The organism is Roseibium aggregatum (genome assembly GCF_017309185.1).
Classification (GTDB): domain Bacteria; phylum Pseudomonadota; class Alphaproteobacteria; order Rhizobiales; family Stappiaceae; genus Roseibium; species Roseibium aggregatum_B.
Map to the genome: position 1 here is coordinate 2,131,602 of NZ_JAEKJZ010000001.1, position 23,040 is coordinate 2,154,641.

At 59.2% G+C, this 23,040-nt stretch carries 22 protein-coding genes; 8 read left to right on the forward strand and 14 right to left on the reverse strand.

Features of this window, described 5'->3' with window-relative positions:
- Positions 1 to 26 precede the first annotated feature (26 nt).
- The 3 genes from JF539_RS09205 to JF539_RS09215 are packed head-to-tail and all read right to left on the reverse strand — an operon-like array spanning position 27 to position 2,841.
- Positions 27 to 845 carry an ABC transporter permease gene (locus JF539_RS09205; protein WP_207139993.1) on the reverse strand — a complete coding sequence of 273 codons (819 nt, stop codon included), beginning with the start codon at positions 843 to 845 and terminating at the stop codon, positions 27 to 29.
- The gene (locus JF539_RS09210; protein WP_207139994.1) at positions 845 to 1,768 is read right to left on the reverse strand and encodes an ABC transporter permease; all 924 of its coding nucleotides are present in this window, start codon (positions 1,766 to 1,768) and stop codon (positions 845 to 847) included. Before JF539_RS09210 ends, JF539_RS09205 begins: the two co-directional genes overlap by 1 nt.
- Entirely contained in the window at positions 1,768 to 2,841 is a 1,074-nt protein-coding gene (locus tag JF539_RS09215) for an ABC transporter ATP-binding protein (protein ID WP_207139995.1), read from the reverse strand. The genes JF539_RS09210 and JF539_RS09215 overlap by 1 nt, the downstream gene beginning before the upstream one ends.
- Before the next feature lie 89 nt (positions 2,842 to 2,930).
- On the opposite strand from JF539_RS09215, the gene JF539_RS27980 reads away from it, so the two are divergent.
- The 5 genes from JF539_RS27980 to JF539_RS09240 all read left to right on the forward strand — a co-directional run bounded on the left by JF539_RS27980 (position 2,931) and on the right by JF539_RS09240 (position 9,639).
- Positions 2,931 to 3,722 carry a helix-turn-helix transcriptional regulator gene (locus tag JF539_RS27980; protein WP_207139996.1) on the forward strand — a complete coding sequence of 264 codons (792 nt, stop codon included), beginning with the start codon at positions 2,931 to 2,933 and terminating at the stop codon, positions 3,720 to 3,722.
- Positions 3,723 to 4,000: 278 nt separating this feature from the next.
- Positions 4,001 to 5,164 carry a S41 family peptidase gene (locus JF539_RS09225; protein ID WP_207139997.1) on the forward strand — a complete coding sequence of 388 codons (1,164 nt, stop codon included), beginning with the start codon at positions 4,001 to 4,003 and terminating at the stop codon, positions 5,162 to 5,164.
- 75 nt (positions 5,165 to 5,239) lie between these two features.
- Positions 5,240 to 6,724, forward strand: coding sequence for a Na+/H+ antiporter NhaC (nhaC, locus tag JF539_RS09230; RefSeq protein ID WP_209017064.1), 1,485 nt, complete (start codon positions 5,240 to 5,242; stop codon positions 6,722 to 6,724).
- A 15-nt stretch (positions 6,725 to 6,739) separates the two neighbouring features.
- The gene (gltS, locus tag JF539_RS09235; RefSeq protein ID WP_328809219.1) at positions 6,740 to 7,975 is read left to right on the forward strand and encodes a sodium/glutamate symporter; all 1,236 of its coding nucleotides are present in this window, start codon (positions 6,740 to 6,742) and stop codon (positions 7,973 to 7,975) included.
- A gap of 179 nt (positions 7,976 to 8,154) precedes the next feature.
- On the forward strand, positions 8,155 to 9,639 hold the full coding sequence (locus tag JF539_RS09240; protein WP_207139998.1) for a VPLPA-CTERM sorting domain-containing protein: 1,485 nt from the start codon (positions 8,155 to 8,157) through the stop codon (positions 9,637 to 9,639).
- 156 nt (positions 9,640 to 9,795) lie between these two features.
- Here JF539_RS09240 and JF539_RS09245 read toward each other — a convergent pair whose 3' ends face one another.
- From JF539_RS09245 to JF539_RS09265, 5 genes are read right to left on the reverse strand one after another with little or no spacing between them, the layout of a single operon-like run.
- A complete protein-coding gene (locus JF539_RS09245) occupies positions 9,796 to 11,073 on the reverse strand; it encodes a TRAP transporter large permease (RefSeq protein WP_207139999.1) in 1,278 nt (425 codons plus the stop codon).
- Between the two features lie 11 nt (positions 11,074 to 11,084).
- Positions 11,085 to 11,672, reverse strand: coding sequence for a TRAP transporter small permease (locus JF539_RS09250; RefSeq protein WP_207140000.1), 588 nt, complete (start codon positions 11,670 to 11,672; stop codon positions 11,085 to 11,087).
- A gap of 6 nt (positions 11,673 to 11,678) precedes the next feature.
- Positions 11,679 to 12,671, reverse strand: coding sequence for a TRAP transporter substrate-binding protein DctP (gene dctP, locus JF539_RS09255; RefSeq protein WP_207140001.1), 993 nt, complete (start codon positions 12,669 to 12,671; stop codon positions 11,679 to 11,681).
- A gap of 40 nt (positions 12,672 to 12,711) precedes the next feature.
- Positions 12,712 to 13,656, reverse strand: a complete 945-nt coding sequence (locus JF539_RS09260) for a hydroxymethylglutaryl-CoA lyase (protein WP_207140002.1) — start codon at positions 13,654 to 13,656, stop codon at positions 12,712 to 12,714.
- Complete coding sequence (locus tag JF539_RS09265) at positions 13,656 to 14,837, reverse strand: CaiB/BaiF CoA transferase family protein (protein ID WP_207140003.1); 1,182 nt, start codon at positions 14,835 to 14,837, stop codon at positions 13,656 to 13,658. The genes JF539_RS09260 and JF539_RS09265 overlap by 1 nt, the downstream gene beginning before the upstream one ends.
- Positions 14,838 to 14,933: 96 nt before the next feature.
- On the opposite strand from JF539_RS09265, the gene JF539_RS09270 reads away from it, so the two are divergent.
- The gene (locus JF539_RS09270; RefSeq protein ID WP_207140004.1) at positions 14,934 to 15,860 is read left to right on the forward strand and encodes a LysR family transcriptional regulator; all 927 of its coding nucleotides are present in this window, start codon (positions 14,934 to 14,936) and stop codon (positions 15,858 to 15,860) included.
- 341 nt (positions 15,861 to 16,201) lie between these two features.
- Here the strand turns inward: JF539_RS09270 and JF539_RS09275 are convergent, their stop codons facing one another.
- Positions 16,202 to 17,059, reverse strand: coding sequence for an alpha/beta fold hydrolase (locus tag JF539_RS09275; RefSeq protein ID WP_207140005.1), 858 nt, complete (start codon positions 17,057 to 17,059; stop codon positions 16,202 to 16,204).
- Positions 17,056 to 17,436 carry a hypothetical protein gene (locus JF539_RS09280; protein WP_207140006.1) on the reverse strand — a complete coding sequence of 127 codons (381 nt, stop codon included), beginning with the start codon at positions 17,434 to 17,436 and terminating at the stop codon, positions 17,056 to 17,058. Before JF539_RS09280 ends, JF539_RS09275 begins: the two co-directional genes overlap by 4 nt.
- A 283-nt stretch (positions 17,437 to 17,719) precedes the next feature.
- Here JF539_RS09280 and JF539_RS09285 point away from each other — a divergent pair, with 283 nt between their 5' ends.
- Positions 17,720 to 18,595 carry a dioxygenase gene (locus JF539_RS09285; protein ID WP_207140007.1) on the forward strand — a complete coding sequence of 292 codons (876 nt, stop codon included), beginning with the start codon at positions 17,720 to 17,722 and terminating at the stop codon, positions 18,593 to 18,595.
- 111 nt (positions 18,596 to 18,706) lie between these two features.
- A complete protein-coding gene (locus JF539_RS09290; RefSeq protein ID WP_236042357.1) occupies positions 18,707 to 19,582 on the forward strand; it encodes a LysR family transcriptional regulator in 876 nt (291 codons plus the stop codon).
- A 97-nt stretch (positions 19,583 to 19,679) separates the two neighbouring features.
- Here the strand turns inward: JF539_RS09290 and JF539_RS09295 are convergent, their stop codons facing one another.
- From JF539_RS09295 to JF539_RS09310, 4 genes are read right to left on the reverse strand one after another with little or no spacing between them, the layout of a single operon-like run.
- On the reverse strand, positions 19,680 to 20,378 hold the full coding sequence (locus JF539_RS09295) for an ABC transporter ATP-binding protein (protein ID WP_207140009.1): 699 nt from the start codon (positions 20,376 to 20,378) through the stop codon (positions 19,680 to 19,682).
- Positions 20,371 to 21,057, reverse strand: coding sequence for an ABC transporter ATP-binding protein (locus JF539_RS09300; protein WP_328809244.1), 687 nt, complete (start codon positions 21,055 to 21,057; stop codon positions 20,371 to 20,373). Before JF539_RS09300 ends, JF539_RS09295 begins: the two co-directional genes overlap by 8 nt.
- A gap of 49 nt (positions 21,058 to 21,106) precedes the next feature.
- A complete protein-coding gene (locus JF539_RS09305; protein WP_207140011.1) occupies positions 21,107 to 22,111 on the reverse strand; it encodes a branched-chain amino acid ABC transporter permease in 1,005 nt (334 codons plus the stop codon).
- 4 nt (positions 22,112 to 22,115) lie between these two features.
- Complete coding sequence (locus JF539_RS09310; RefSeq protein WP_207140012.1) at positions 22,116 to 22,985, reverse strand: branched-chain amino acid ABC transporter permease; 870 nt, start codon at positions 22,983 to 22,985, stop codon at positions 22,116 to 22,118.
- Positions 22,986 to 23,040 lie beyond the last annotated feature (55 nt).

The following is a 23,040-nucleotide window of genomic DNA, read 5'->3' on the forward strand; positions in this document are numbered from 1 at the left end:
TTCGTCTCCACTCTGGTTGGATGCGGTTACCTTGCTTGTTTTTTGTCTTGCCCGGTCCGGCCGATCAGCCAGGACAGGGATACGAACACCACCGACACGGCGAGCATGAGGGTGGAAATGGCCATGATATTGGGCTTGATGCCCTGTTTCACCGACCCGAAAATCGCGGTCGGCAGGGTTTCAACGCCCGCGCCCTTGACGAAATTGGTGATCAGGAAGTCGTCGAGCGAAATGATGAAGGCGAGCAGGAACCCGGAGAGGATTCCCGGGGTCATCAGGGGAAGCAGCACCAGCTTGAAGGCTTCGCGCGGCGTCGCATAGAGGTCCATCGCGGCCTGTTCGAACATGTCCGGAATGGACTGCATGCGCGCGGCAATCGGCAGATAGGCGAAGGGAATGCAGAAGACGATATGGGCGATCAGGATCGTCATCAGGCCGGTCGTGAAGCCGATGGCGGAAAAGAACACCAGGCTCGCCACGGCGGTGACAACCTCCGGCACCATCAGCGGCAGATTAATGAGCGCGAAGCCCAGGGTCTTGCCCTTGAATCTGCCGGCCCGTGTCATGGCGACGGCGGCCAGTGTGGCGATCACCGTTGCTGCGGTGGCGGCGCAAACCGCGATCACGAGCGAATTCAGGGCAGCCTTCTGAAACTTCGGTGCTTCAGGTCCGGTGAAGACATCCGCGTACCAGGTCAGCGATACACCGCCCCAATTGGTGATCGAGGACGAGGCGTTGAAGGAGTAGACCGCAACCACGATCAGCGGCGCGTAAAGCACAAAAAGGCAGAGGATCGTGACGGTCAGGAAACCGGGAAAGCGGCGCAGATCGACTTTGGCGGCCATCAGCGGGTCTCTCCCTTGTTCTGGTTGCGGGCATAGACCAGCAGAACGCACATCACGATGGTCAAGAGGATCATCGACGCGGCCGCGCCGAACGGCCAGTTGCCGGCGCTTCCCTTGAACTGTTCCTCGATCAGCGAGCCGATCATGAAGGTCTTTGCGCCGCCCAGGAGATCGGGCGCCAGAAACGCTCCGAGCGATGGCACGAACACCAGGATGCAGCCGGCGACGATGCCGGGCTTAACGACCGGCAGAATGACGAGACGAAGTGTGGTCCAGGTGCCGGAATAAAGATCGGCGGCGGCCTCCGAAAGCGAGAAGTCGTAGCGCTCCACCGCTGCGTAGATCGGCAGAACCATGAAGGGAAGGTAGGAGTAAAAGAGGCCGAGCTGAACGGCGAAATTGGTGTTGATCAGGCCAAGCGGTTCGTCAATGACGCCGAGCGCGAGAAGAAACTCGTTCAGGGGGCCTGTGTCCCGGATCAGGAACTTCATCGAGACCGTGCGGATCAGGAGATTGACCCAATAGGGAATGGTTACGAGGAACAACCAGATGGACCGGGTCTTGGGGTCGCGCGTGGCGATGAACCAGGCGGTCGGGAAACCGATCAGCAGGCAGGCGAGGGTGGCAAGTCCGGCCTGCCATATGGAGCGCCAGAATATGCCGATATAGGTCCATTCGATCGTTGGCGCCTCATCCCCGAAAAGCCCCCGGTCGAAAAAGAACTGATCGTAGGCGGCCAGCGAGAATTCCCAGATGACGCCGCCCCGGAATTCCTTGGTCAGGAAGGAATAGACCGCCATCATGGCGACGGGCGCGAGCAGAAAGATGCCGATGACGAGCCAGGACGGCAGCATGAGCTTGAGGCCGGCGCCTTCGTAGATCCGGGAGGACGCGCCTCCGGCCATTGCGGGTCCGGCGGCCATCAGTCGGCCAGCAGGCGTGCCGCGCCTGTCTCCAGCTTGAGGCCGATGACGCTTCCCGTGTCCGGCACCAGCGTCGTTTCCGCGTTCTGCAGCCGCACGCTCATGGTCTCGCCATCCACCAGAACCACATGCAGCTGAATATCCGTTCCGAGATAGGTGTGTCCGGTAACCGTCGCCCGCAGATGGCCCTGATCCTCCGGACAAAGGGATATGCGTTCCGGGCGCACCGACAGGTGACCGGCACCGGGCTCGACGACCGCTGCGGCCGGGCAGGTAAAGGGATGGTTGCCGGGCAGAAGCACGTTCGCCTGTCCGGCGGATATCGATTGAACCGCCACATCGAGCAGATTGGTTTCTCCGATGAAGTCGGCAACGAACCTGTTCACGGGCGCTTCGTAGATCTCTCTCGGACTGCCGACCTGCTGAACGCGTCCCGCGGACATGACCGCGATCCGGTCGGACATGGTCAGGGCCTCTTCCTGGTCATGGGTGACGAAGATGAAGGCGATGCCGGTTTCGCGCTGCAGGGCCTTCAGTTCCATGCGGACCGCCTGACGCAGCTTCAAATCCAGCGCGGATAGAGGTTCGTCAAGCAGGAGGACCTCCGGCCGCGGCGCGAGTGCGCGGGCGAGCGCCACACGCTGCTGCTGGCCGCCGGACATCTGCCCGGGCTTGCGCGCGGCGAAATCGGAAAGTTGCACCAGATGCAGAACGTCCCGCACCCGCCGTTCGGCCTCCGGTCGGGACCAGCCCTTGCGCAGCAGCCCGAACATCACGTTTTCCGTGACCGTCATGTGCGGAAAGAGAGCGTACTGCTGGAAAACCGTGTTGACCGGTCTCTTGTGCGGCGGTAGCCCCGTAAGGTCCTGTCCCTTGAGCAGAATGCGGCCCTCGGTGACATCCTCGAAGCCGGCAATGGCGCGCAACAAGGTAGTCTTGCCGCACCCCGAAGGGCCGAGCAGCGTGAAGAACTCATTTTCGCGGATATCGAGCGACACTCCGTGCAGCGCGGTGACAGAACCGTATCGCTTGATCACCCGATCCACGGCGACTGCAATATCGGGACTGGTCATGTGCACCTCATTGCTGATACCCCTTTATTCATTGAATGAACGGTAAAATGAAGCTTTGAGGGGGTATATACCCCTAAGGGGGTACCCACGTGAATCTACCGAATTCCGCCGAAAAGCAGCTAGGTCAGACGATTGCGGCCATCGGATCGGACACCTTCGAAACAGCTTTATTTCAATGGCTTGCACGGTGTTTCCAGATCGACAACACCACCATGCTTGCCTATTTCCAGAACCGGAAACCGGAGGTGCTCTTCGCGCAGGCGGTGGAACGCAATGTGCATGAAAAGCTGGATACCGATTACCTGTCCGGGATCTATCTGCTCGATCCGTTTCACGCCCTGCATGTGGATCGGGCGCCGGCCGGTCTCTACCGCCTCAAGGATATCGCACCGGATCAGTTTCAGAGAAACGAGTATTTCGCTTCCTATTATCAACGCACGACCCTCATCGACGAGATCGCCTATGTGGACTACCCGTCAGACGGCGTATCGGTCCATATCTGCCTCGGCCGCGACGCCTCGTCCGGCAGACGTTTCAGCGCCCGCGATCTTTCGATGGCCGAAAGACTGTCCCCGATCGTCTGCGGTCTCGTGCGCCAGCACTGGTTCGGTTTGCAGTCGAGCGGAGATTATTCGGAAGAAGACGTCATGAACCGCTTGATCGAAGCCGGCGAAAGCCGACTGGGCGTCCGGCTCAGCCCGCGCCAGGCACAGGTCGCTCTGCTGATCTTGCGCGGACATTCGTCCGTCTCGATCGGTCTGCAACTCGGTATCAGCTTCCAGACCGTCAAGGTGATCCGCAAGCAGCTCTACCGGAAGTGCACTATCTCCTCACAGGCGGAACTCTTCTCGCTCTTCATGCCCTTGCTGTCCGATCAGTAAAAATGAAGTCAGGTGATTTCGGGAAAACTGTTGTCGCCAGGAAAAAACCGTTCAAGCCGAAATGCTGATCCAAAACATGTTAAGTGCGTCGACGGGCGCTCGCGTATCCGGATGTTTCGGCATTCTCAACGCTCCTGCTCGTTACGCTGAAGATCGAGACACTGCACGCCGGTAGAAACACGCATGTAGCCAATCAGGGTGCTCGTTTCCGACGTTCACATTAACTTGGAGGGTATGGGGTTTGTTGCGATACTCCGGAAAGATATTGAGGAATCGAATTGGCAAAGCGGGCAGCGACTAACAATTCATCTGACAGCACGTTATCCGTGGCGCGGCGGGGTGAGATCGTCGTGGGCGTATATGAAGCCGTCCAGTCCTGCTTTGCGCACTGGGAAACGCTACCCGGTTTCGATTTCGAGGCAGTTTTCAAGGCCTATCTCGTTGAAGCTTTTGAAGCGCCGGACCGCCTCGGTTTCGACCTGGCCACAATGCGGCTGATTGCGAGCCTTAAGAACGGTCACACTGCATTTGCCGACGATTGGCTGTGGCGGGAACACGGCGCGCCGATCGGTCTTGCCGTGAGACACGATGCAGCCGGGTGGTGCGTTACCAAGTCGGCTTATGAGGATATTGCTCCGGGTGCGCAAATCGTCCGGATCGGCGGCCAGCCGATAGATGCGTTTGCGTCAAAGCTACTGGCTTTTGTGTCCGGGTCCAGCATCCGGGAACAGCGCAATCGCCTCTTCTCACGGCCATTCTTGTTTCCCCAATCGTTTGAGATTGTCATGGAGGATGGCACGACTAGATGGATCGAGAGGGGGACTGAGCTTCCTCCAGGTCCCGCCGAAACGGACGGCCGTTGGCTGGAGGACGGCCAGCGCTATCTCCTCACAATCCCGAGCTTTGCTCAACCTCGCTTTGAAGCTGACGCAATTGAGCTTCTGCGCTCACTCACCGATACCGTTCATCTGGTGATCGATGTTCGCGGCAATGCCGGCGGCAATACACCAGAAGCTCTAGTTTCGGCGCTGATGCCAACTCGATATCGGTTCTGGACCTACGAAACACCCTGTTCCGACGGCCTCGCACGTGCTCGTGGGGAGCCACCCCGCATGATCGTCTCGGAGGCGGACTGGGTCGAGCCGGCTGAGGAGGCGTTTAAAGGAAAGCTGACCATCCTTATCGACGGCGGCACGTTCTCGGCGGCCGAAGATTTTGTCGCGCCGTTCAAAGACAACAAGCGGGCTGAGATCGTTGGTGAGCCAACCGGTGGAAGCAGCGGACAGCCGTACTTGCGCGATTTGGAGGATGGAATGCGTTTGTGGGTCGGGGCAAAACGGCAGATGTTTCCGGATCGCTCGCCATTCGAAGGTGTCGGCATCGAACCTGACATTTTCAAAAACTGGCCGCCAACCGAGGAACCCGGCAAAGTGCCTGTGTAGATTTTCTGTTCCGTTGCCACCCAGACCCCGTATGCTGCACACTGTGGCAAGCGTTCAAGGTGCCGGGGGGATACCGTGATCGACGAGAAGAAGCATGGACCATCTCAGCCGGACGATCCGCGCAAACCGGCACTGATCTGGGCGATAATGCCGGTTGTCGTCCTGGTTTTGTTGCTGATGGCAGCATACAGTCTTTATGGCGATGACGCTGCGGAGGGTGCCAACCAGCTTGCTCTGACTTTCGCCGCCGTGGTTGCCGTAGCCATTGGCCGGCGTCACGGACACTCCTACGACAGCATGCGCGAGGCAGCGGTCGAAAGCGTCAACACCGGGCTGGGTGCGATTTTCATTCTGCTTGCGGTCGGCGCGCTGATCGGGACCTGGGCGATGAGCGGAACGCTTGTCGCCATGGTTTACTGGGGTTTGAAGATCCTTTCTCCGGACTTCTTCTATTTCAGCGTCGTTCTGATTTGCGCCATTGTCGCGCTGTGCGTTGGAAGCTCCTGGACCGTCGCGGGAACGATCGGCATAGGCCTCATGGGGGTCTCCCAGCAAATGGAACTCAATCCGGCGATTACAGCCGGAGCGATCATTTCCGGTGCTTACTTCGGCGACAAGTCCTCGCCTCTGTCGGATGCGACCAACCTGGCGACAGCAGCGGCCGGTGCGCAATTGTACCGGCACATCACCGAGACACTCTGGACGTCGGTTCCGACCCTGGGGATCTGTCTTGTCGTGTTCTTGTTCTTCGGAGCTCCGGGGGATTTCGACCCCACGACTTTCACCGGCGCGCTCGAACAGTCTTTTGATGTCGGTCTTCTGCCCTTCCTGCCACTCGTTTTCGTTTTGGTCCTTGCCGTAGTCCGTTTTCCTCCTTTCCTGACGATATTTGCTGGTGCGTTGGCAGGCGGGGTCATAGCGGTTTTCCTTTATCCCTCAAATGTCGCGCTGATGGCGCAGGATCCCGAACTGCCGGCAGGATGGGCACTCCTGAAAGGCGTCTGGACGGTCATGGCGCAGGGATATGTCTCTGAGACCGGCGTCGCGGTCATCGACAGTTTCCTGACCCGGGGCGGGATGGAAAGCATGCTCGTGACGGTCTGGCTTATTCTCACCGCGCTCGCTTTCGGCGGCATCGTAGACAGGATTGGTGTGCTGGATCGTTTGCTTGGCGGCATTCTTAAGGCGGCACATACATCCGGCCGGCTGGTCGGCGCCCTTGTCGCGGCCGCCATAGGCACCAATCTCCTGGCCTCGGATCAGTACATTGCGATCGTTCTGCCTGGAAAGATATTCCAGAAGGCGTTCCGCAAAATGGGACTTCAGCCGGAAGTCCTGTCGCGCGCGCTTGGGGATTCGGCCACTGTCACCAGCGCCCTGGTTCCCTGGAACAGTTGCGGCGCCTATATGGCTGCCACGCTGGGAGTCGCGACTGTCTCGTATTTGCCCTTTGCCGTATTCAATCTTTTGAATCCGGTCGTGACGGTTGCCTTTGCGTTTCTTGGCATCCGTATGCTGAAATCCGAAACATGGAAAAGCACCGGGGACAGGTCGGCTTAGTCGGGAGGGCGTGCTGTGGAAGGCGAAACAATGGTGGACCCGTTTGTCGTTGATGGCTTTGGAGCCTTCACACTGGGCATCGTCGTCTATTTTCTCGGTGCGCGGCTGACCAGGAAATTCCCGATCCTGCAACGCTACAGTATTCCGGAGCCGGTCAGCGGCGGACTTCTGGCGGCGATTGTCGCGCTGGCCGTCGTGGTTTTCACGGGGCGTGAAATTTCCTATGACCTGACGGCGCGGGACTTTCTGCTCGTCTACTTCTTTACGACCGTCGGCCTGAATGCCCGTGTCTCCGATTTGCTCAGGGGCGGGCCCGTGCTGGCTGTCCTGCTTGGCCTGACCATCGGCTACATGATCCTTCAGAACCTGATCGGGGCTCTGGGGGCGACGCTTTTCGGACTGCCGCCCCAGGCCGGAGTGCTGCTCGGGACCGCGTCGCTGATCGGCGGTCACGGAACGGCGATCGCATGGGGACCGACCATTCAGTCGGACTATGCCATTTCCGGCGCGGCGGAACTGGGCATCGCGTCAGCGACGATCGGCCTGATCCTGGCCAGTCTTCTGGGGGGGCCGATCGCCAGGTTTCTGATCGAGAGAAACAATCTGGTCGCGGAAATTCATCCCGAAGAACACATGCCGACGGCCGCCGCGCCGGAAGAAGGGGCAGAAGACGATAAAGAGATCAACAAGATCTCAATCATGCGCAGCATCCTGTGGATCCATCTGTCCATTGCGATTGGCTTCACGGTGTTCACGGCCCTGGAGGAAGCCGGGGTCAAGCTGCCGTTGTTCGTGCCGTGCCTTCTAAGTGCGATCCTGCTCGCCAACGTGATTCCGGCGATCTTTCCCAGGAGAAAATGGCGTGCCCGCAGCAAGGCGACGGACCTGATTTCCGAATTCAGCCTTTCGGTTTTTCTGTCCATGTCCCTGATGAGCATGGAACTCTGGACCCTTGCCTCGAGCGCCGGTGTTCTGACGGTGACCATGGCGATGCAGGCGGTTGTTGCGGTGGCCTACATTGTCCTGGTTGTGTTCCGGGCCATGGGACGGACCTACTTTGCTGGGGTTCTCTCCGCGGGATTCGCCGGTTTCACCTTGGGCGCGACGCCGACGGCCATCGCCAACATGACCGCCGTGACGCAAAGATACGGCCCATCCCCGGTCGCCTTCATCGTTTTGCCGCTCGTTTCCGCCTTTTTCGTCGACATCGCAAACGCCATCCTCATCAAATGGTTCTTGAGCCTCTGGTGATCCGGGAGCTTGCAAGACTGCGGTCATTGGATGTCTCTGGCGGGAGCAGCGCAATCCGCACGGCGGAAGGAACGAGATTCCCGTCCGTGATGCCTGCATGCCACACCTCGTGGCAGGCTGACATATATCTGTCATCCAGCCTGAGTACTCCAAGAATATAATAAACCCGGGGATGCTCAATGAAACGTTTCTTGATGACGACCGCGATCGCGCTCGTCCCAATCTCTTTCGCAAATATCGCCCTGGCCGACTGCGATGACTTGTCTCCAGGCAACGGCGACACGGTCACCTGTACGGCCACCGATGTGTTCGACGGTCCGGACGCCATCGAAACCCGTGAGATCGATGACGGCAGCAAGAATGTGACGGTGAATGTCGAGGCCGGCGCGTCTATCGACACGACCGCCTCCGGTGAGGACGCGATCAAGCTCAAGGACACCGGAAGCACGATCAACAATAGCGGCACCATTGCCGGCGGCGACGAAGCCATTGTCGGCGGCGACGGGATGACCGTAGTCAACAGCGGTCAGATCTCGGCGGTCGATCAGGGGATCGTCGGCGAAACCGAGAATGACGCGGACGCCAATTCTGTCACCGTCAAAAACAGCGGCAAGATCCAGACCAGCGACCGTGCGATCAATGTGGGGGACGGAACCGGCCTTTCGGTGGAAAACAGTGCCGGCGGTCTGATCGAGGCCCAGGATGAAGGCATTCAGGGCGGTGACAATCTGAGCGTTGATAACGCCGGAACCATTTCCGCCGTCGAAAAAGCCGTCGATGCCAATGGCGACAACGCCCGGATTACCAACGCCGCGACGGGCGTCATCAAATCCTCTGCCAATGAAGCGATCGAGACCGGAGACTTCGCCGAAATCACCAACCATGGCGAAATCTCGGGGTTCGACGATGCGATCCAGGTCGGTGAAAATGCGGTGATCGTCAACCACGGCACCATCGCGAACACCCAGACGCCTGCCGATCTCGCCGCGAACCCATCGCTTGAGGCGCAGGATGCCATCGACATCGACAGCGGCGAAATCACCAACTTCGGTGAGATCCGCTCCACCACCAACTCCGCCATCGATTTCGATCCCGGCGCGAAGTCCTCGCAGATCGAAAATTTCGGCCTCATTTCCGGAACCATCGCGGTCAACACCGACGATGCCGATACGCAGGGGCAGGAAATCATCAACGCGGGTGCGCTCATCGGGACCAGCGGCACAGCGCTTTACCTCGGGGCTGGGCAGGACACGCTGGTCAGCCTTGCGGGAAGCTCGATCATCGGTGGCGCTGATTTCGGTGACGACAATGACAGCATGGTCTTCTCCTACGATTTCTTCGACACGTCCATCGGCGCTTTCGGTGACGGCGGTCTGTTCGACGGCGGCGACGGAGAGGACAGCATCACCTTCCTCGGTCTGTTGAGCAGCGATGTCGAAGTTTCCATGGAAAACGGGATCCTGCTCCTGACCGCGCTCGGACTGTCCGGTGACACGACGCTCCGTCTCGTCTCATGGGAAAACTTCTATTTCCTGGACGGGGCTCTGACCTACAGCCAGCTCACGGCGGTTCCGCTTCCGGCCGGCGCGCTGCTGTTCGGCTCGGCCCTGGCCGGCCTGGGTCTCGTCTCGAGACGCCGTTCGCGGAAAAGCGCGACAGCGTAAAAAGCGCTTCGCCGATTGGCGTGACTTCGAAGGGTGCGGAGACTTAACGTCTCCGCACCCTTTGTCTTTGGTGACGGGGAATTCGCGCCGGGAGGCAACCGTCATGGTTATTCTTCCTTGCCCGGCATTTGAGGGCTCGACCGCAATGCCTCGCCACTACAGAAGCTTCGAAGGCAGCCAGAGCGCGAGTTGCGGGAACAGGATAAGCAGTGCCAAGATCAGGCCCATCAGCAGAACATAGGGGGCAGAACCGGCGACAATCCGCGCCATGGGGGCGGCTGTTATCGCCTTGAGTGTGAAGAGGTTCATGCCTACTGGAGGCGTGATCATCGCCATCTCCAGGTTGACGACAAGCAACACCCCGTACCAGACCGGATTGATCTCGAGATGAATCATCGCGGGCAGAATAATCGGTGCGGTTATAAGGATGATCGCGACCGACTCCAGGAACATGCCCAGGATCAGCACGACAGCCATCATCACGACAACGAAGCCCATCATTCCAAGATCCGCGGCAACGAGAGCTTCCACGAACTGTTGTGGAACGCGCATCTTGGTGAGCACATGACTGAACACGGTTGCTCCAGCCAGTATCATGAACAGCATAGCCGACATTCGGGCAGCTTCCGCCGCCGATTGCCAAATCGCCCGCAGTCCGACGCTGCGATACACGAAAACGGTGATGAGGAGCGCCAGCCAGGCCCCCGCCGCCGCGGCTTCGGTGGCCGTGAAAACGCCCGCATACATGCCACCGAGGACGATCAATGGCATCAGTATCGCCCAGAAGGACTTGCGCATCGCGAGAGCCATTTCATCAACACTGGCCATCTTTTCCCGCGTCGTCGTGCCGGAAATCGTGGTGCGAACCAGAGCCCAGACGATGAAGATGCCGGCCATCAGCGCGCCGGGTACCATGCCGGCCATGAAGAGGCCCCCGATCGAAGTGTCCGTTGTGACACCGTAAAGTATCATCGGGCCGGAGGGAGGGATCAGTATGCCGAGCGTACCACCGGCGGCGACGACACCATAGGCCAGTCGCTCGTCATACCCGAAGCGCAGCATCTGTGGAATCGCCACCGAACCGATCGTCATGGCAGTCGCCACGCTGGAACCGGAGATCGCGGCAAAAACGGTGCACGCGAGGATCGTCGCCACTGCAAGTCCACCGGGCAGATGGCGGGTGAAGGTGTAGGCTGCGTCATACAGATCGTCGACGACCTTGCCTTTGATCATGATGTTGGCCATGAAGCCGAACAGCGGAATCGCGACCAGCAAGTACCGGTTCACCTCGTGAAACATGATGTCGGTCACCGGCCCGAAATTGCCTTGTGTCATCAGGAGCAGTGCGCCACCGTAGACGGTAAGTCCGGCAAAGATCGGCAGACCGGTGAAAAGCAGAACCAGCAGCGAAACTAGAATAATGGCGATGATCATTTCCGGCTCTTTCAGTCGATGAGCGAAGCATCCTGCGGGGACCGCGACCCGTTCTGCCGCCACAGAACCGCTATCTGCCACAGATGAAGGATGACGACCGGGGTCAGGAGCGCTCCTCCAAGCGGCAGGAGAAGCTGGAGAGGCCAAAGCGGGAGTTCCAGGTAACCTTCGGTCAGCAGGCCGATCAGCCTGGAAAACATTGCGGTCGACCAGCCATTGAAGATCAGCAGCAGGGCGACGGCCAAGACCGCAAGGGACGACCACACGCGGAGCGCCAGCGACAGCCTGCCGCGTGTCATCGAGGTGAGGATGTCCACTTCAATGTGGCCGTGATCGAACAGCACCTTCGGGGCTGCCAGCATCGTGATCGCCGTCAATGAGAGCGCTACGATTTCGTCGCTCCAGGTGATCGGCATGTTGACGAGATACCTCGCCGTCACCGACATCCCGAGCAACACGAGGTCCACGAGCACCAGCAAAGTCGCGAGGGCGAAGGCCGCTTCGACCAGGAAACTGACTGCGCGCTCGTAAGCGCGCAACCGGTCAGATGGCAATCCGTCCGCGTTCACGGAGCCGCGGTCCTTGGTTTCAGTCGACATGCCGGTTCAATTCTGACCGAGCAGTCCGAGCAGGTGCTTTCCGTCTTCGCCGGTCTCTTTCAGAAAGGCTTCCGTAACAGCCGGTTGCATGATGTCGCGCATGGCGGCCATCTGCTCGTCGGTCAAGACCCTGGCGTCCATCCCGACACTTTTCAGGTTTTCGATGTCTTCTGGCCTGATCCCGTCGATTGTGATGATCGAGCTTTCGACCGCCTTGTCCGCCGCGCGCTGAATTCCGCTTTTCACTTCTTCCGGCAGTCCGTCCCACCAGGCTGGGTTCACCACGAGATTGTCGAATGCCAGGAACATCGGCGTTGCCGTGCCGTAGCCTTGCACTTCATAGAATTTCCGGCTGTAGGCAGCGGCGACACCGGTCACACCCGCATCGATCACGCCGGTCTGGAGCGCCTGATAGGTTTCCGAGCCTGGCATGTTGACCGGGGTCGCACCAAGCGCCACGAGGCCTTCGTTGAAGAGTGGCGTCAGGCCACGGATCTTGATGCCTTCGAAGTCCGACGGTTCATCCAGATGCTCTTTGGAAGACGTGAAGATCAGATCGTTCGTGTCGACTATCCAGCCGATATTGCGGATGCCCTTTTCCAACATTTTATCGTCCAGAAGGCTGGCGGCTTCCGAACCCATGAAAGCCTGCTGGGCTTGCGGAGACGACATGAGGTACGGGATGAGCGTGACTGCCATCTCCGGAATGGTACCTCCCCATTGCAGGTTCAGGATGATTGCGGATTCAATTTCACCGGCAGCCACCGCCGCATGGTGCTGTTTCGGATTGTAGAGTTGCGCGGCACCAAAAATCTGAACGTCCACCGCGCCGCCGGTCTCCGCCTCGACGTCCTTTTCGAATTGTTGCATTCGCACGGCCGTGTGGTGCGTTGGCGGAAACTGATGGCTTAGACGCATCGTATAGTCCTGCGCAGCCGCCACGCCACCGGAAACGCCCAACACCGCGGCACTTGTCACTATGGCTCTGAAACTGATCATGAATTTTCCTCCCATATTGATCTGATTCTGAATCTACGCCTCAGGTGACCTCCAGCACCTTCGGCACTCCGGCACGCGCCACCGCGCCATGGAGCGGTTCGTCCGGCAGCGCGGTTCTCAGAACCGCGCGTACCTCCGCCAGGGCGGTTACATCGATCCCGGTCTCAAGGCCCATCGTGTCGCAGAGGAACACCATGTCCTCGAAAACCGTGTTTCCGGTTGCACCCGGGGCGAAGGGACAGCCGCCAAGCCCTCCAAGACTGCCGTCGAGAATACGGATGCCGTTGTCGAGGGCGGCCGCGCAATTGGCGATGGCGAGGCCGCGTGTATCGTGGAAATGCATCGATATCGGTTGATCGTCGCCGAGGAGCCGGCGCAGTTCATGCGCCATATGTCCGACCTGAGCCGGGCCGCCAAATCCCACCGTGTCTGCGACGGCGATCGTGTCGACACCCGCCGCCTTGCAGGCTTCGGCCAATCGGATGACTTCCTTCGGGGCGACTTCGCCTTCCAGCGAACAACCGAACGCCATGGCGATCCCCACCGTCAGTACCGGCGGTCTGCCCCTGCCGTTCAAGCGTTGCAGGTTGATCCGTTCCAGCATCCGGAGTGCTTCGGCCCGGCTGCGGCGGGTGTTGGCAAGGCTGTGGCTCTCTGTTGCTGAGAGGACGAACATGATTTCGTCGACCTCGGTCTCGAGCGCATCGGCAACGCCGCGCTCGTTGAGGGTCAACGCGGTTGAACAAGCGCCGTCCAACGCGCCGACCAATTCGATCAACTCGCGCAGATCGGCGAATTGCGGAAAGCGCGACGCAGGCAGGAACGATCCCACTTCGAAGTGCCTGACGCCTGCGGCATGCTCCCGCAGCAGCCAGTCGTGTTTCTGTTTTGTGGTCGGATACTGTTTGGTCAATTGCAGACCATCACGCAATCCAACCTCGCGCAGGACAATCCTGTCTTTCGGGAAGAGGCGGTCCGCACGCATCAGGCTGCTTCCGACTTGCGGCCCGTAACGGCGTCCAGTTCGGCACCGCAGAGCCCTAGCGCACCGAGAATTTCCGCATTGTCGCGACCGATTTCCGGCACGTCGCCTCCGCCGGTCGGCATCATTCCGTCGATCTCGAAGGGCAATGCCGGGGCGCGGAAGGACGTGTCCTCATAGGTGGAAATCGACATGCCGCCTTCGCGCATGACATGTGGGTCGTCATACATGTCGCAGGGTTTGGCGATTGGAGCAAAAGGAAGGCCGGCCGCTTCAAGAGCAGGGCCCAGATCTTCTACTCTGCGGTCGGCGATCTTCGCCGCAACCAGCGGGATCGTCCATTCTCTGGCATTGATCTGGTCCATCCGGGTCTGCAATCGCGGGTCGTCAAGCAAACCCTCCAGGCCGAGCAATTTGCAAATTGCCGCCCATTGGCCTTCGGTAACGGCCCCCACGAAAATCTGCTGACCGTCGATGTCTTCAAAGATGTCGTAGACCGGCCAGGAAAATTCCCGTTCCGGCATCGGTGGCGGATTTCTGCCTTCCAGTTCGAACTGGACCATGTGCTGGGCGACGAGAAGCAGGCAATTTTCGAAAAGACCCACCCGAACGGTCCGGCCAGTGTCCGTCTCCTTGCGCTCCATCAGCGCGGCGAGAACGGAGAAGGCTGCGAAAAGCCCGCCCATGATGTCATTGGCTGAGGAGCCGATGCGCAGCGGCCGGCCGCTCGGTCCGGTCATATAGGCGAGGCCGGTCATCATCTGCACCACCTCGTCCAGTGCGGTCCGGTTCTGGTATGGGCCGGACAGGAAGCCCTTGCAGGCGGTGAAGATCAGCCTCGGAAATTTCCGGCGCAGGGTTTCCGCATCGACCCCCGCCTTGGCCAGCGAGGCATCGCGGAAGTTTTCGACGAAGACATCGGCGGTCGACAGCAGGTCTTCCAGAGCGCTTCGGCCCGCCTCGGTCTTCACGTCGATGGTCACCGACTTCTTGCCGCGATTGAAGAGCGGGAACATCGGCCGTCCCATGCCGGTCAAGCTACGAGTCTTGTCGCCCTGTGGCGGTTCGACCTTGATGACCTCGGCACCGAGATAGCCCAGGAACATGCCGCAGGAGGGCCCCATGATCATGTGGCTCATCTCCACGACACGAATACCCTCAAGCGGTCTGAATGCGTCTGTCATACCGTCCTTCCTCCAGTTGGAAAGACCATAGCGCCGTTCAAAGGCTCTATGTATTATAATGATTAGCTATCAGGTCTCTAAAAAATCGAGAGCAAGTTGGATATTCGTCAGATACGCGTTTTCAAATCGGTTTTTGACGCCGGCAGTATCGTCGGTGCGGCCGAACTGGAACGATGTGCTCCCTCGGTCATCGCTCATCATCTCGTCAACCTCGAGCACAGGCTAGGGCAAACGCTGTTCGAACGTTCGTCGCGCGGCGTGTTGCCGACGGCGGCGGGACAGCAATTCTATCTGCACGCGGCGGCCATTTTGCGGGCGGTAGACAATGCCGAGAGCGACATGCGGGACACGACCGACAGCCTCACAGGCCGCGCCGTGGTTGGGTTGGCTTTTTCGGCGGTGATGGGGACTGCCTTGCCACTGATCCAGACGGTCGCCGAACGCCAGCCGGGCCTGCAGCTCGAAATTGCCGAGAGCGTTTCCGGGGCCACGATCGAGCGGCTGCTCGCAGCGGATGTCGATCTGGCGGTTGCTTATAATCCACCGCGGGACTCGCGCCTGGCGCTTACCCCCCTGCTTGAAGAAGACATGTTGTGTCTGGGAACACGCCAATTGATCGGCGATCCGGACAAACCCATGACGTTCGAGCATTTCCTGACCTTACGCTTTGTGCTTACGCGCAAGGGACCGAGGGGGCGACCGATAACGGACGATACGGATATTCAAAAGCAGCTCGAACGCAATGCAAGTTTCTTTTCCGAAAACGTTGCGGCAGCGGCGCTGTTCGTGAACAGCGGCTACGGAGTCATTTTGGGCACGCCTGCAAATCTCGCCCATGGCGCGTTCAACTCGAACATCATCGGACGTGAAATCGTCGATCCGTCGATCAAGCGTTCGTTGTACCTCTGCGAGCGTCGCGATGCGCCCACGTCCCGTTCAATGGCCTATGTCCGGGATCTCTTCATTGAAATCCTGTCGGAAGAAATCGCCAGCGGTCGCTGGGAGTGCCGGTCTCTCCTGTAGCTCTGGCGCAGTTTACACGAGCGAAGGCTTGTTTGCCGAACGTTGAGTGGACCGGCTTCTCACGATCCCTTTCGATGGCACCTTCTTCAATTGAGTGTTTCTGAACGGGGGGCAAAAGAAGGAACACGAGAACAAGGCTCTCGCGGATAGCCGACATACCATCGTGTCGTCATTCCGGCCAGGTATGGTGTCAGCCGAACGCTGGTCCGCAACCCGGTTCGTGGAGCTGCCATGGGTCGCTCCGCAAGAGATAAATGTCGAACTCGTCCGATCGACCGGAATGGCGATTTTTACTTCCGGACCATGGGCATTGCTCCGACCCTCGTGCAGCTCTCGATCCGTCAGGCGGCTTCGGCCGTATACGACGGCATCCTGCCGAGGGCTTCGATGAAATAAGGCCGAAACCCCGCGGGATGCTCGCTCATCGGAAAATGTCCGAGTTCATCCATTACGGCGAGTGTCGCGCCCGGGATTGCCTTGGCTGTTCGCTCGGCATCTTCCGGTGTGCAGGTCAGGTCATAGGCGCCGACGATGATGTGAACCGGTGTCTTCGAGGTATCGATGGTGGGCAGACGCGGGATCAGGCTGTCGTCCCTCGTATAGAAACTCAGATCTCCTCTGAAGACGCCCGGTCCGCTCTGCATGAACATCCACAGCGTGTTCCAACGCTCGGCATTCGGGGCGTAGGGTGAAATATTGGCCGAGACCAGCGCCGCCCCCATTTCGCCGCCATGAGCGTCGGGACGATGGAACCAGTCGATGTCATACCAGGCCGGCTGGAAATCCGAGGCTTCGATCGCAATGAACCCGCTGAACCGGTCCGCATGGGACGCCGCAAGTTGCAGCGCGATCCGCCCACCCATCGAACAGCCGGCAAGCAGGGGGCGTTCGAGTCCGAGTTCTTCGGTCACGGCAAGCACGGTCTCGATATAGGCTTCTGTCGTCAGAAGGTATTCCTGCGTCTCGAAGCCTTCAGGCGGTAGCGACTTGCCATGCCAGGGCATATCGAAAGCGATCAGGCGGTTGGATGCGGTGACTTCGCTGTCGTTCATCAGATGACGCCATTGACGGGTGTCGGCGCCGGCCGTGTGCAGGCAGAGGACCGGCCGGCCCTGGCCGGCTTCCTCGAAGTAGATCCGCCGGGACGTTCCCCCAATCTTGACGGTCATGTAGCGGCCGGTAATCGGTTCGATGCTCATGCGGCCAGCTCCTTTGTTGCGCGCGCAAGCGTGAGGACTTCCTTCATGAAACGCAGGTTCTTCACGAGGCTCAGTATATCGCCGTCGATCCTGCCGCGGCCGATCTTCACCAGCCCGAAGATGTCATGAAATCCGGGGTCAGGGCAGGCCTCCCAGAACTTGCGAAGAGCTTCGGTGTCGGTACGCAAGGCAAAGCGCCAGGGTGTCTTCCGGCTTGGGCCCTCGACCACCTCCGAGAGGTGTCCTTTTTCGAAGGTCAGATAGTATTCATTGCCGTCGACCTCGATCAGTACGGTCTCACTGAACAACTGACCGAGACGTAGCAGGTGAGGCGTTTCCTCCAGGGCCGACTGGATATGTCTGAAGGTTTTGATCACGCGCGCCTCCTGTCGTCGGTTCTTGAATTCGCGCCTAGCTGACATGACCGGCCGATGGGTGGCTATGCCGGTGAGGGTATGGGGCGATACTCTGTAATAGGCCAGGGCAGCAGCCTGTTGCGGATCTTCGGCAGTCAAACGCGATGACGAGGCAATCCAAAACAGTATTACTCGATACCGCAGCAGGCATTGGGGTGGCCTGTGATTTCGACAAGTGTGTTGGTCGAAGGGGCGTGGGAGCGTCCCGAGCACGTATCCCAGAGTGCCAGGAGGAGGAGAAATCATGGGTATCGTCAATCAGGACAACATAACGGACGTCGTGATCGAGAGTCTCGGCAAGCATGGCGACATCACAGATCGCCAGCGCGAAATCATGGTTTCGCTGATCAGGAACATGCATGCCTTCGTCAAGGACGTGAAACTGCAACACGGCGAATTCCTGGCCGCCTGCGACTACCTCGCGCGCGCGGGCAAGCTTTGTAACGAAAACCGTCAGGAATTCATTCTGCTGGCCGACATTCTTGGGGTTGAGGTGCTGGTCGACATGCTGACCAATCCGGTCGAAGGCAAGGAAAGCGAGTCGACCGTGCTTGGACCATTCTACCGAGAGAATCCGCCGGTCCTGCCCAAAGGCGCTTCAATGATCCAGAAGCACTTCGACAACGAGGAAACCGCCTATTATGAGGGCTACATCCGCGACGAGAACGGTGACGGCATTCCCGGCGTTACCCTTAACGTTTGGGAGGACGCTCCGAACGGCATCTATGAAAACCTCGATCCGGATCAACCCGAATACAACTTGCGCGGCCGATACGAGACCGACGAAAACGGTCACTATGCCTTCGTGGCCGTGCGTCCTGTTCCCTATCCGATCCCCGAAGACGAAACCGCCGGCGAACTGCTGCACTTCATGGGGCACCACCCGAACCGGCCAGGCCACATGCACTTCATCATTTCCAAGGAAGGTTTCCGCCCGCTGATCAGCCAGATCTACGACGGGGACAGTGAGTGGCTCGAAGAAGACAGCGTTTTCGCGGTCAAGGAAAGCCTGATCGGCAATTTCAAGCCCGCGCCTGAGGAACTGGGCACGGACCTGCATTTCGAATTCGATTTCGTACTCAAGGCCGCCGCTGCGGAACACGCAATCGCGGCAGAGTAGTCCCAAGTATTCTCCCTGAAGACTGGCTCCCTTTGGAAGGGGGCCTTTTTTCGTTCGAACTTGTATCCTAGACAATCAGCCGGGGGAGGGCGAACATTGAACTTCAAACAGTTGACATATTTTATCGCCGTTGCTGAAGAACTGCACTTCGGTCGCGCGGCTGAGCGTCTCGGCATGGCGCAGCCTCCACTTAGTCGGCAGATCAAGCAATTGGAGGAAGAGTTGGAGGCGCCTCTGTTCAACCGGGGCAGAAGTGCGATCACGTTGACCCAGGCCGGTGAACGACTGCTCGAAAGAGGCAAGTCGATCCTGGCGCAACTTGCTGACACACGACTTGAAGTCCGCCGGCTCGGGCAGGGAGCGGAGGGGCGGCTGCGAATTGGCTTTGTCGGCTCCGCCACCTTTGGAATCCTTCCCAACATCATCAAATCCTACCGCGCAACCTTTCCCGAGGTGAACCTCAACCTCATCCCGATGAACAACGCCCAGCTCCACCGTGCACTGGTGTCACGCGAGATCGATGTGGCGTTCGCACGGCCTGCCTTGCAGGATCCTGAGTTTCTGACGAAGGAACTGATGGAAGAAAAGCTGATCCTTGCTTTGCCGGATTCGATCGACACCGGTGGGCGCACAATCGCAAAGTTGGAGCGGCTGGAAACCCATCACCTGATCCTCTATCCGGAGTATCCCCGGCCGAGCTACGCCGATTTCGTTCTGAATGCCTGCCGGGATGCGGGGTTCGAAGTGCCGTTGCGCGTCTGGTGCATGGACCTTCAAACGGCTCTGAGTCTGGTTTCGGTAGGGGAGGGTGTTTGCATCGTTCCGGCGTCTGTTGCCACCGCTCCGCGAAAGAACATGAAATTCCTCAATATCGAACCGGAAATCGCACGCACAACCCTGTCTGTGAACTACAGGCTGGACGAACAAGGTGTGCACGTTCAGAACTTTGTCCGCCTGGCGCACAAGGTTGCCCGCAAGGTTCTTTGATCACCTTGAACTTTGCCGTGCGGAGCATGCGGAGCCTGTGTTCACGTGCCGCGCAGCTCTCAGATCGATCTGTTTGCCGAATGTCTTCCGGTCCTCACTAAACGCCAAGCCAAGTGTGCTGAACCTCCTCGTCCGCGCGAATTTCTCCGGAGCTGCCGGTCCAGACAACCTTGCCCTTGCCAACAACCGCAACATCATCAGCCAACGAAGTTGCGAAGCCGAAATTCTGTTCGACGATTATCATGGAAAGCCCAGTATTCTTGAGCTCCTGCAGTTTGTCGTGGATTAGCTTGACGATAATCGGTGCCAGTCCCTCGGTCGGCTCGTCGAGGATCAGAAGACGCGGGTTCATCAAAAGTCCGCGGGCGATGGCGAGCATCTGCTGTTCGCCACCGGACAGCTGGGTGCCGCCGTTTTCCAGGCGTTCGCCTAGTCGCGGAAACAGCTCCAGAACACGCTCCATTGTCCACACCGCCCCGGAACTGCCGAACCGTTTGGCGACGATCTCGAGATTTTCTCGCACGCTCAGTGATGGAAAAATGTCGCGCGTCTCCGGCACGTAGGCAATACCGCTCTTGGCAATGTCGAACGGTTGAAACGCGATTGGCTTGCCTTCAAAAAAGATCTCTCCCGATTTCAGTGGCAACAGCCCCATGATGGTCTTGAGAGTCGTGGACTTGCCGGCGCCGTTGCGTCCCAGAATGGCCAGTATCCTTCCCTGAAGCGCTTCAAGCGACAATCCGTAGAGGACCTGGGTTTCACCGTAACCGGACTGGATTGCGTTCAGTTTAAGCATCTTCCCAGCTCCCCAGATAGATCTCCTTGAGCAGTTTCGAATTGCGTGCTGCCTCCGGTACGCCATCGAACACGACTTCGCCGTAGTTCAACACAGTGATCGTGTCCGCCACATCGAAGGCAAGGTCCATGTCGTGCTCTATGATCAGGAGAGTAAGATCGCGTGGCAGATTGTTGAGCAGGTCATGAAACCCCTTCGACATCTCTGGTCCGACACCGCTTGTCGGTTCGTCCATCAGAAGCACCAGCGGGCGTGTGGCAAGGGCGACCCCGACCTCGAGCTGTCGCCGGACACCGTAGCTGATCTCGGAGACCCTGGCATGAATGTAGGGCATCAGATTGACCTGCTCCGCCACCTCGGCGACGATTTCATGGACCTCGGGCTTTGTAAAACTGTCCGACCAGAGCTGGCTTGCGTTTCCCGTGTGTACGGCTGCGGCAAGGCTGAGGTTTTCTTCAACGGTCAGTCCGTCGAACAGCGTGTTTTTCTGATAACTGCGCGACAGACCGCGCCGGGCCCGTCTGGCCACGGGCAGAGCGGTCACATCTTCCCCTGCAAGGTGAACCGAACCACTGTCGGGCGTCAGTTCACCGACGAGTTGGTTGAAAAGCGTGGTCTTGCCGGCTCCGTTCGGGCCGAGTATTACCCGCCGTTCTCCGCGCTCCAGTTTCAATGACACGTCCCGTGTGACGTGAACAGCGCCAAAGCTCTTATCCAGGTTTCGCGTTTCAAGCATCGCTCACAACCTCTTCCTGCTCGTGCTTTCGGGTGGCATCGGCCATGCGGCGCTCGAGCCAGCCGCCCCAGCGGGCTTCGGCCCAGCCGAAGATCCCATTGGCGCCGCTCATCACCACGGCGATCAGCACGACGCCCACGACGAGATGCCAGTGGTCTGTCCAGGCACTGATTTCATGTTTGAGCAAAACGAAGGCTGCGGCGCCGATGAGAGGACCGACCAGAGTGCCCAAGCCGCCCAGTATCACGACGACAAGCGCCTCTCCGGAGACCGTCCAGCTCAGGAGGCCCGGCGAGATATACATGACGTGTTGGGCAGCCAGAACTCCGGCAAGGCCTGCAATCATGCCCGAAAGACCGAAGACGTCCGCTTTCACCCGCCAGACGGTCAGTCCTAATGCACGCATGCGCTGCTCATTGTGCATGACGCCCGTGAGCGAGCGCCCAAGCCCCGACTGCAGCGTCATGACAGACGCGCCGTAGACAGCCCCTGCGACTGCGAGACAAAACAGCGCGAAACTGCGGCTGTCATCGAGGTCGATACCGAAAAGGCTCAGATCCAGCCTGGAGATACCGCTCAGGCCGTCGTCTCCGCCAAAGACCGGTGCCTCGAACACGTAGGCATAGGCCATCTGGCCGAAGGCGAGCGTCGCCATGATGAAATATATGCCGTGACTGCGCGAACAAATGGCGCCGATCACCCACGCGATGACGCCGGTCACGGCTACGGCGGAGGCCATTGCCACCGGCGGCGCGATACCCGCCTTCGCCGAGACCAGAGCATAAACGTAAGCGCCAACGCCCATGAGCGCGCCATGGCAGAGCGAGACCTGACCTCCGAATCCCGCCACCATGTCCAGCGCGAGGACGAGTACCGCAAGGATGAGGATTTCTGTCAGGATTTCCAGGCCGAAATACTCGGCCGTCAAAGCCTGGAACAACGCGGCCAGGGAAAGAGCCACAAGAACGGCATAGCGAAGTGCATTGTGACGGAACATGGTGTCATCCTCTCGCCGGGAACAGGCCCACAGGTTTGATCACGAGGACCGCCGCCAGCAGGGCATAGATGAGAACCGAGGCAAGTTGCGGGGCAAGCACCGCGCCGAAAGTCTGGACAAAGCCGTAGATCAGCGACCCCGCGATCGCGCCTTTGAGGGATCCGAGCCCGCCGATGACGATGACGATCAGCGTCGGAATAAGAACGTGGAGACCCATGTCCGGCGTGACGCTGAGCAGCGGCGCCGCGACGGCGCCGGCAAGGCCCGCAAGAGCGCAGCCGACGCAAAAGACGACGAAGAACATCCTTTCGACATTGATACCGAGGCAGGCGGCCATGGCATCGTTGTCGACCCCCGCGCGGATCATTGCGCCGATCTGGGTGCGTCCCAACACGAAAGCCAACAAGCCGAAGATCGCAACCCCCAGGACAATGATGAACAGGCGGTAGGCCGGGTATTCGACACCAAGGAAATCCAGACGTCCGGCCAGAGCCGAGGGAACTTCAATGGCGAGCGCAAGGTCGCCCCAGAAAATCCTGGTAAGATCTAGAAGCGCGAAGATGAGGCCGAAGGTCACCAGAACCTGCGCCATCGGCCCGGACTTGCGCATCCGTTTGATGAAGCCGGAATAGAGCAGAATACCGATGCCGGCTACCGCGACAGGTGCCAGGAAAAATCCCATCCAGTAGCCGCCAACAGCCGCCAGAGAAGCGGCGAAATAGGCTCCCAGCGCATAGAGGGATCCATGCGCGAGATTGACGAAATGCATCAGCCCGAAGATGACCGTCAGACCGATCGAAAGCAGAAAAAGCAGCATGGACAGTTGCAGCGCATTCAGCGTCTGAAGCGTCCAGAACCCCAAATCGTGAGCCATAAGAAACGCTCCTCCCAGTGATGGCCCGGTCGCGAATGCGGCCGGGCAGGTTGCC

What these genes read in the sequence shown, in the direction of transcription:
- JF539_RS09240 (WP_207139998.1), top strand. Translation starts at nt 8,155, where the DNA reads ATGAAACGTTTCTTGATGACGACCGCGATCGCGCTCGTCCCAATCTCT.
- JF539_RS09305 (WP_207140011.1), bottom strand. Translation starts at nt 22,111, where the DNA reads ATGTTCCGTCACAATGCACTTCGCTATGCCGTTCTTGTGGCTCTTTCC.
- JF539_RS09310 (WP_207140012.1), bottom strand. Translation starts at nt 22,985, where the DNA reads ATGGCTCACGATTTGGGGTTCTGGACGCTTCAGACGCTGAATGCGCTG.
- JF539_RS09295 (WP_207140009.1), bottom strand. Translation starts at nt 20,378, where the DNA reads ATGCTTAAACTGAACGCAATCCAGTCCGGTTACGGTGAAACCCAGGTC.
- dctP (WP_207140001.1), bottom strand. Translation starts at nt 12,671, where the DNA reads ATGATCAGTTTCAGAGCCATAGTGACAAGTGCCGCGGTGTTGGGCGTT.
- JF539_RS09260 (WP_207140002.1), bottom strand. Translation starts at nt 13,656, where the DNA reads ATGCGTGCGGACCGCCTCTTCCCGAAAGACAGGATTGTCCTGCGCGAG.
- JF539_RS09210 (WP_207139994.1), bottom strand. Translation starts at nt 1,768, where the DNA reads ATGGCCGCCGGACCCGCAATGGCCGGAGGCGCGTCCTCCCGGATCTAC.
- JF539_RS09265 (WP_207140003.1), bottom strand. Translation starts at nt 14,837, where the DNA reads ATGACAGACGCATTCAGACCGCTTGAGGGTATTCGTGTCGTGGAGATG.
- JF539_RS09275 (WP_207140005.1), bottom strand. Translation starts at nt 17,059, where the DNA reads ATGAGCATCGAACCGATTACCGGCCGCTACATGACCGTCAAGATTGGG.
- JF539_RS09250 (WP_207140000.1), bottom strand. Translation starts at nt 11,672, where the DNA reads ATGTCGACTGAAACCAAGGACCGCGGCTCCGTGAACGCGGACGGATTG.
- JF539_RS09285 (WP_207140007.1), top strand. Translation starts at nt 17,720, where the DNA reads ATGGGTATCGTCAATCAGGACAACATAACGGACGTCGTGATCGAGAGT.
- JF539_RS09215 (WP_207139995.1), bottom strand. Translation starts at nt 2,841, where the DNA reads ATGACCAGTCCCGATATTGCAGTCGCCGTGGATCGGGTGATCAAGCGA.
- JF539_RS09245 (WP_207139999.1), bottom strand. Translation starts at nt 11,073, where the DNA reads ATGATCATCGCCATTATTCTAGTTTCGCTGCTGGTTCTGCTTTTCACC.
- JF539_RS09205 (WP_207139993.1), bottom strand. Translation starts at nt 845, where the DNA reads ATGGCCGCCAAAGTCGATCTGCGCCGCTTTCCCGGTTTCCTGACCGTC.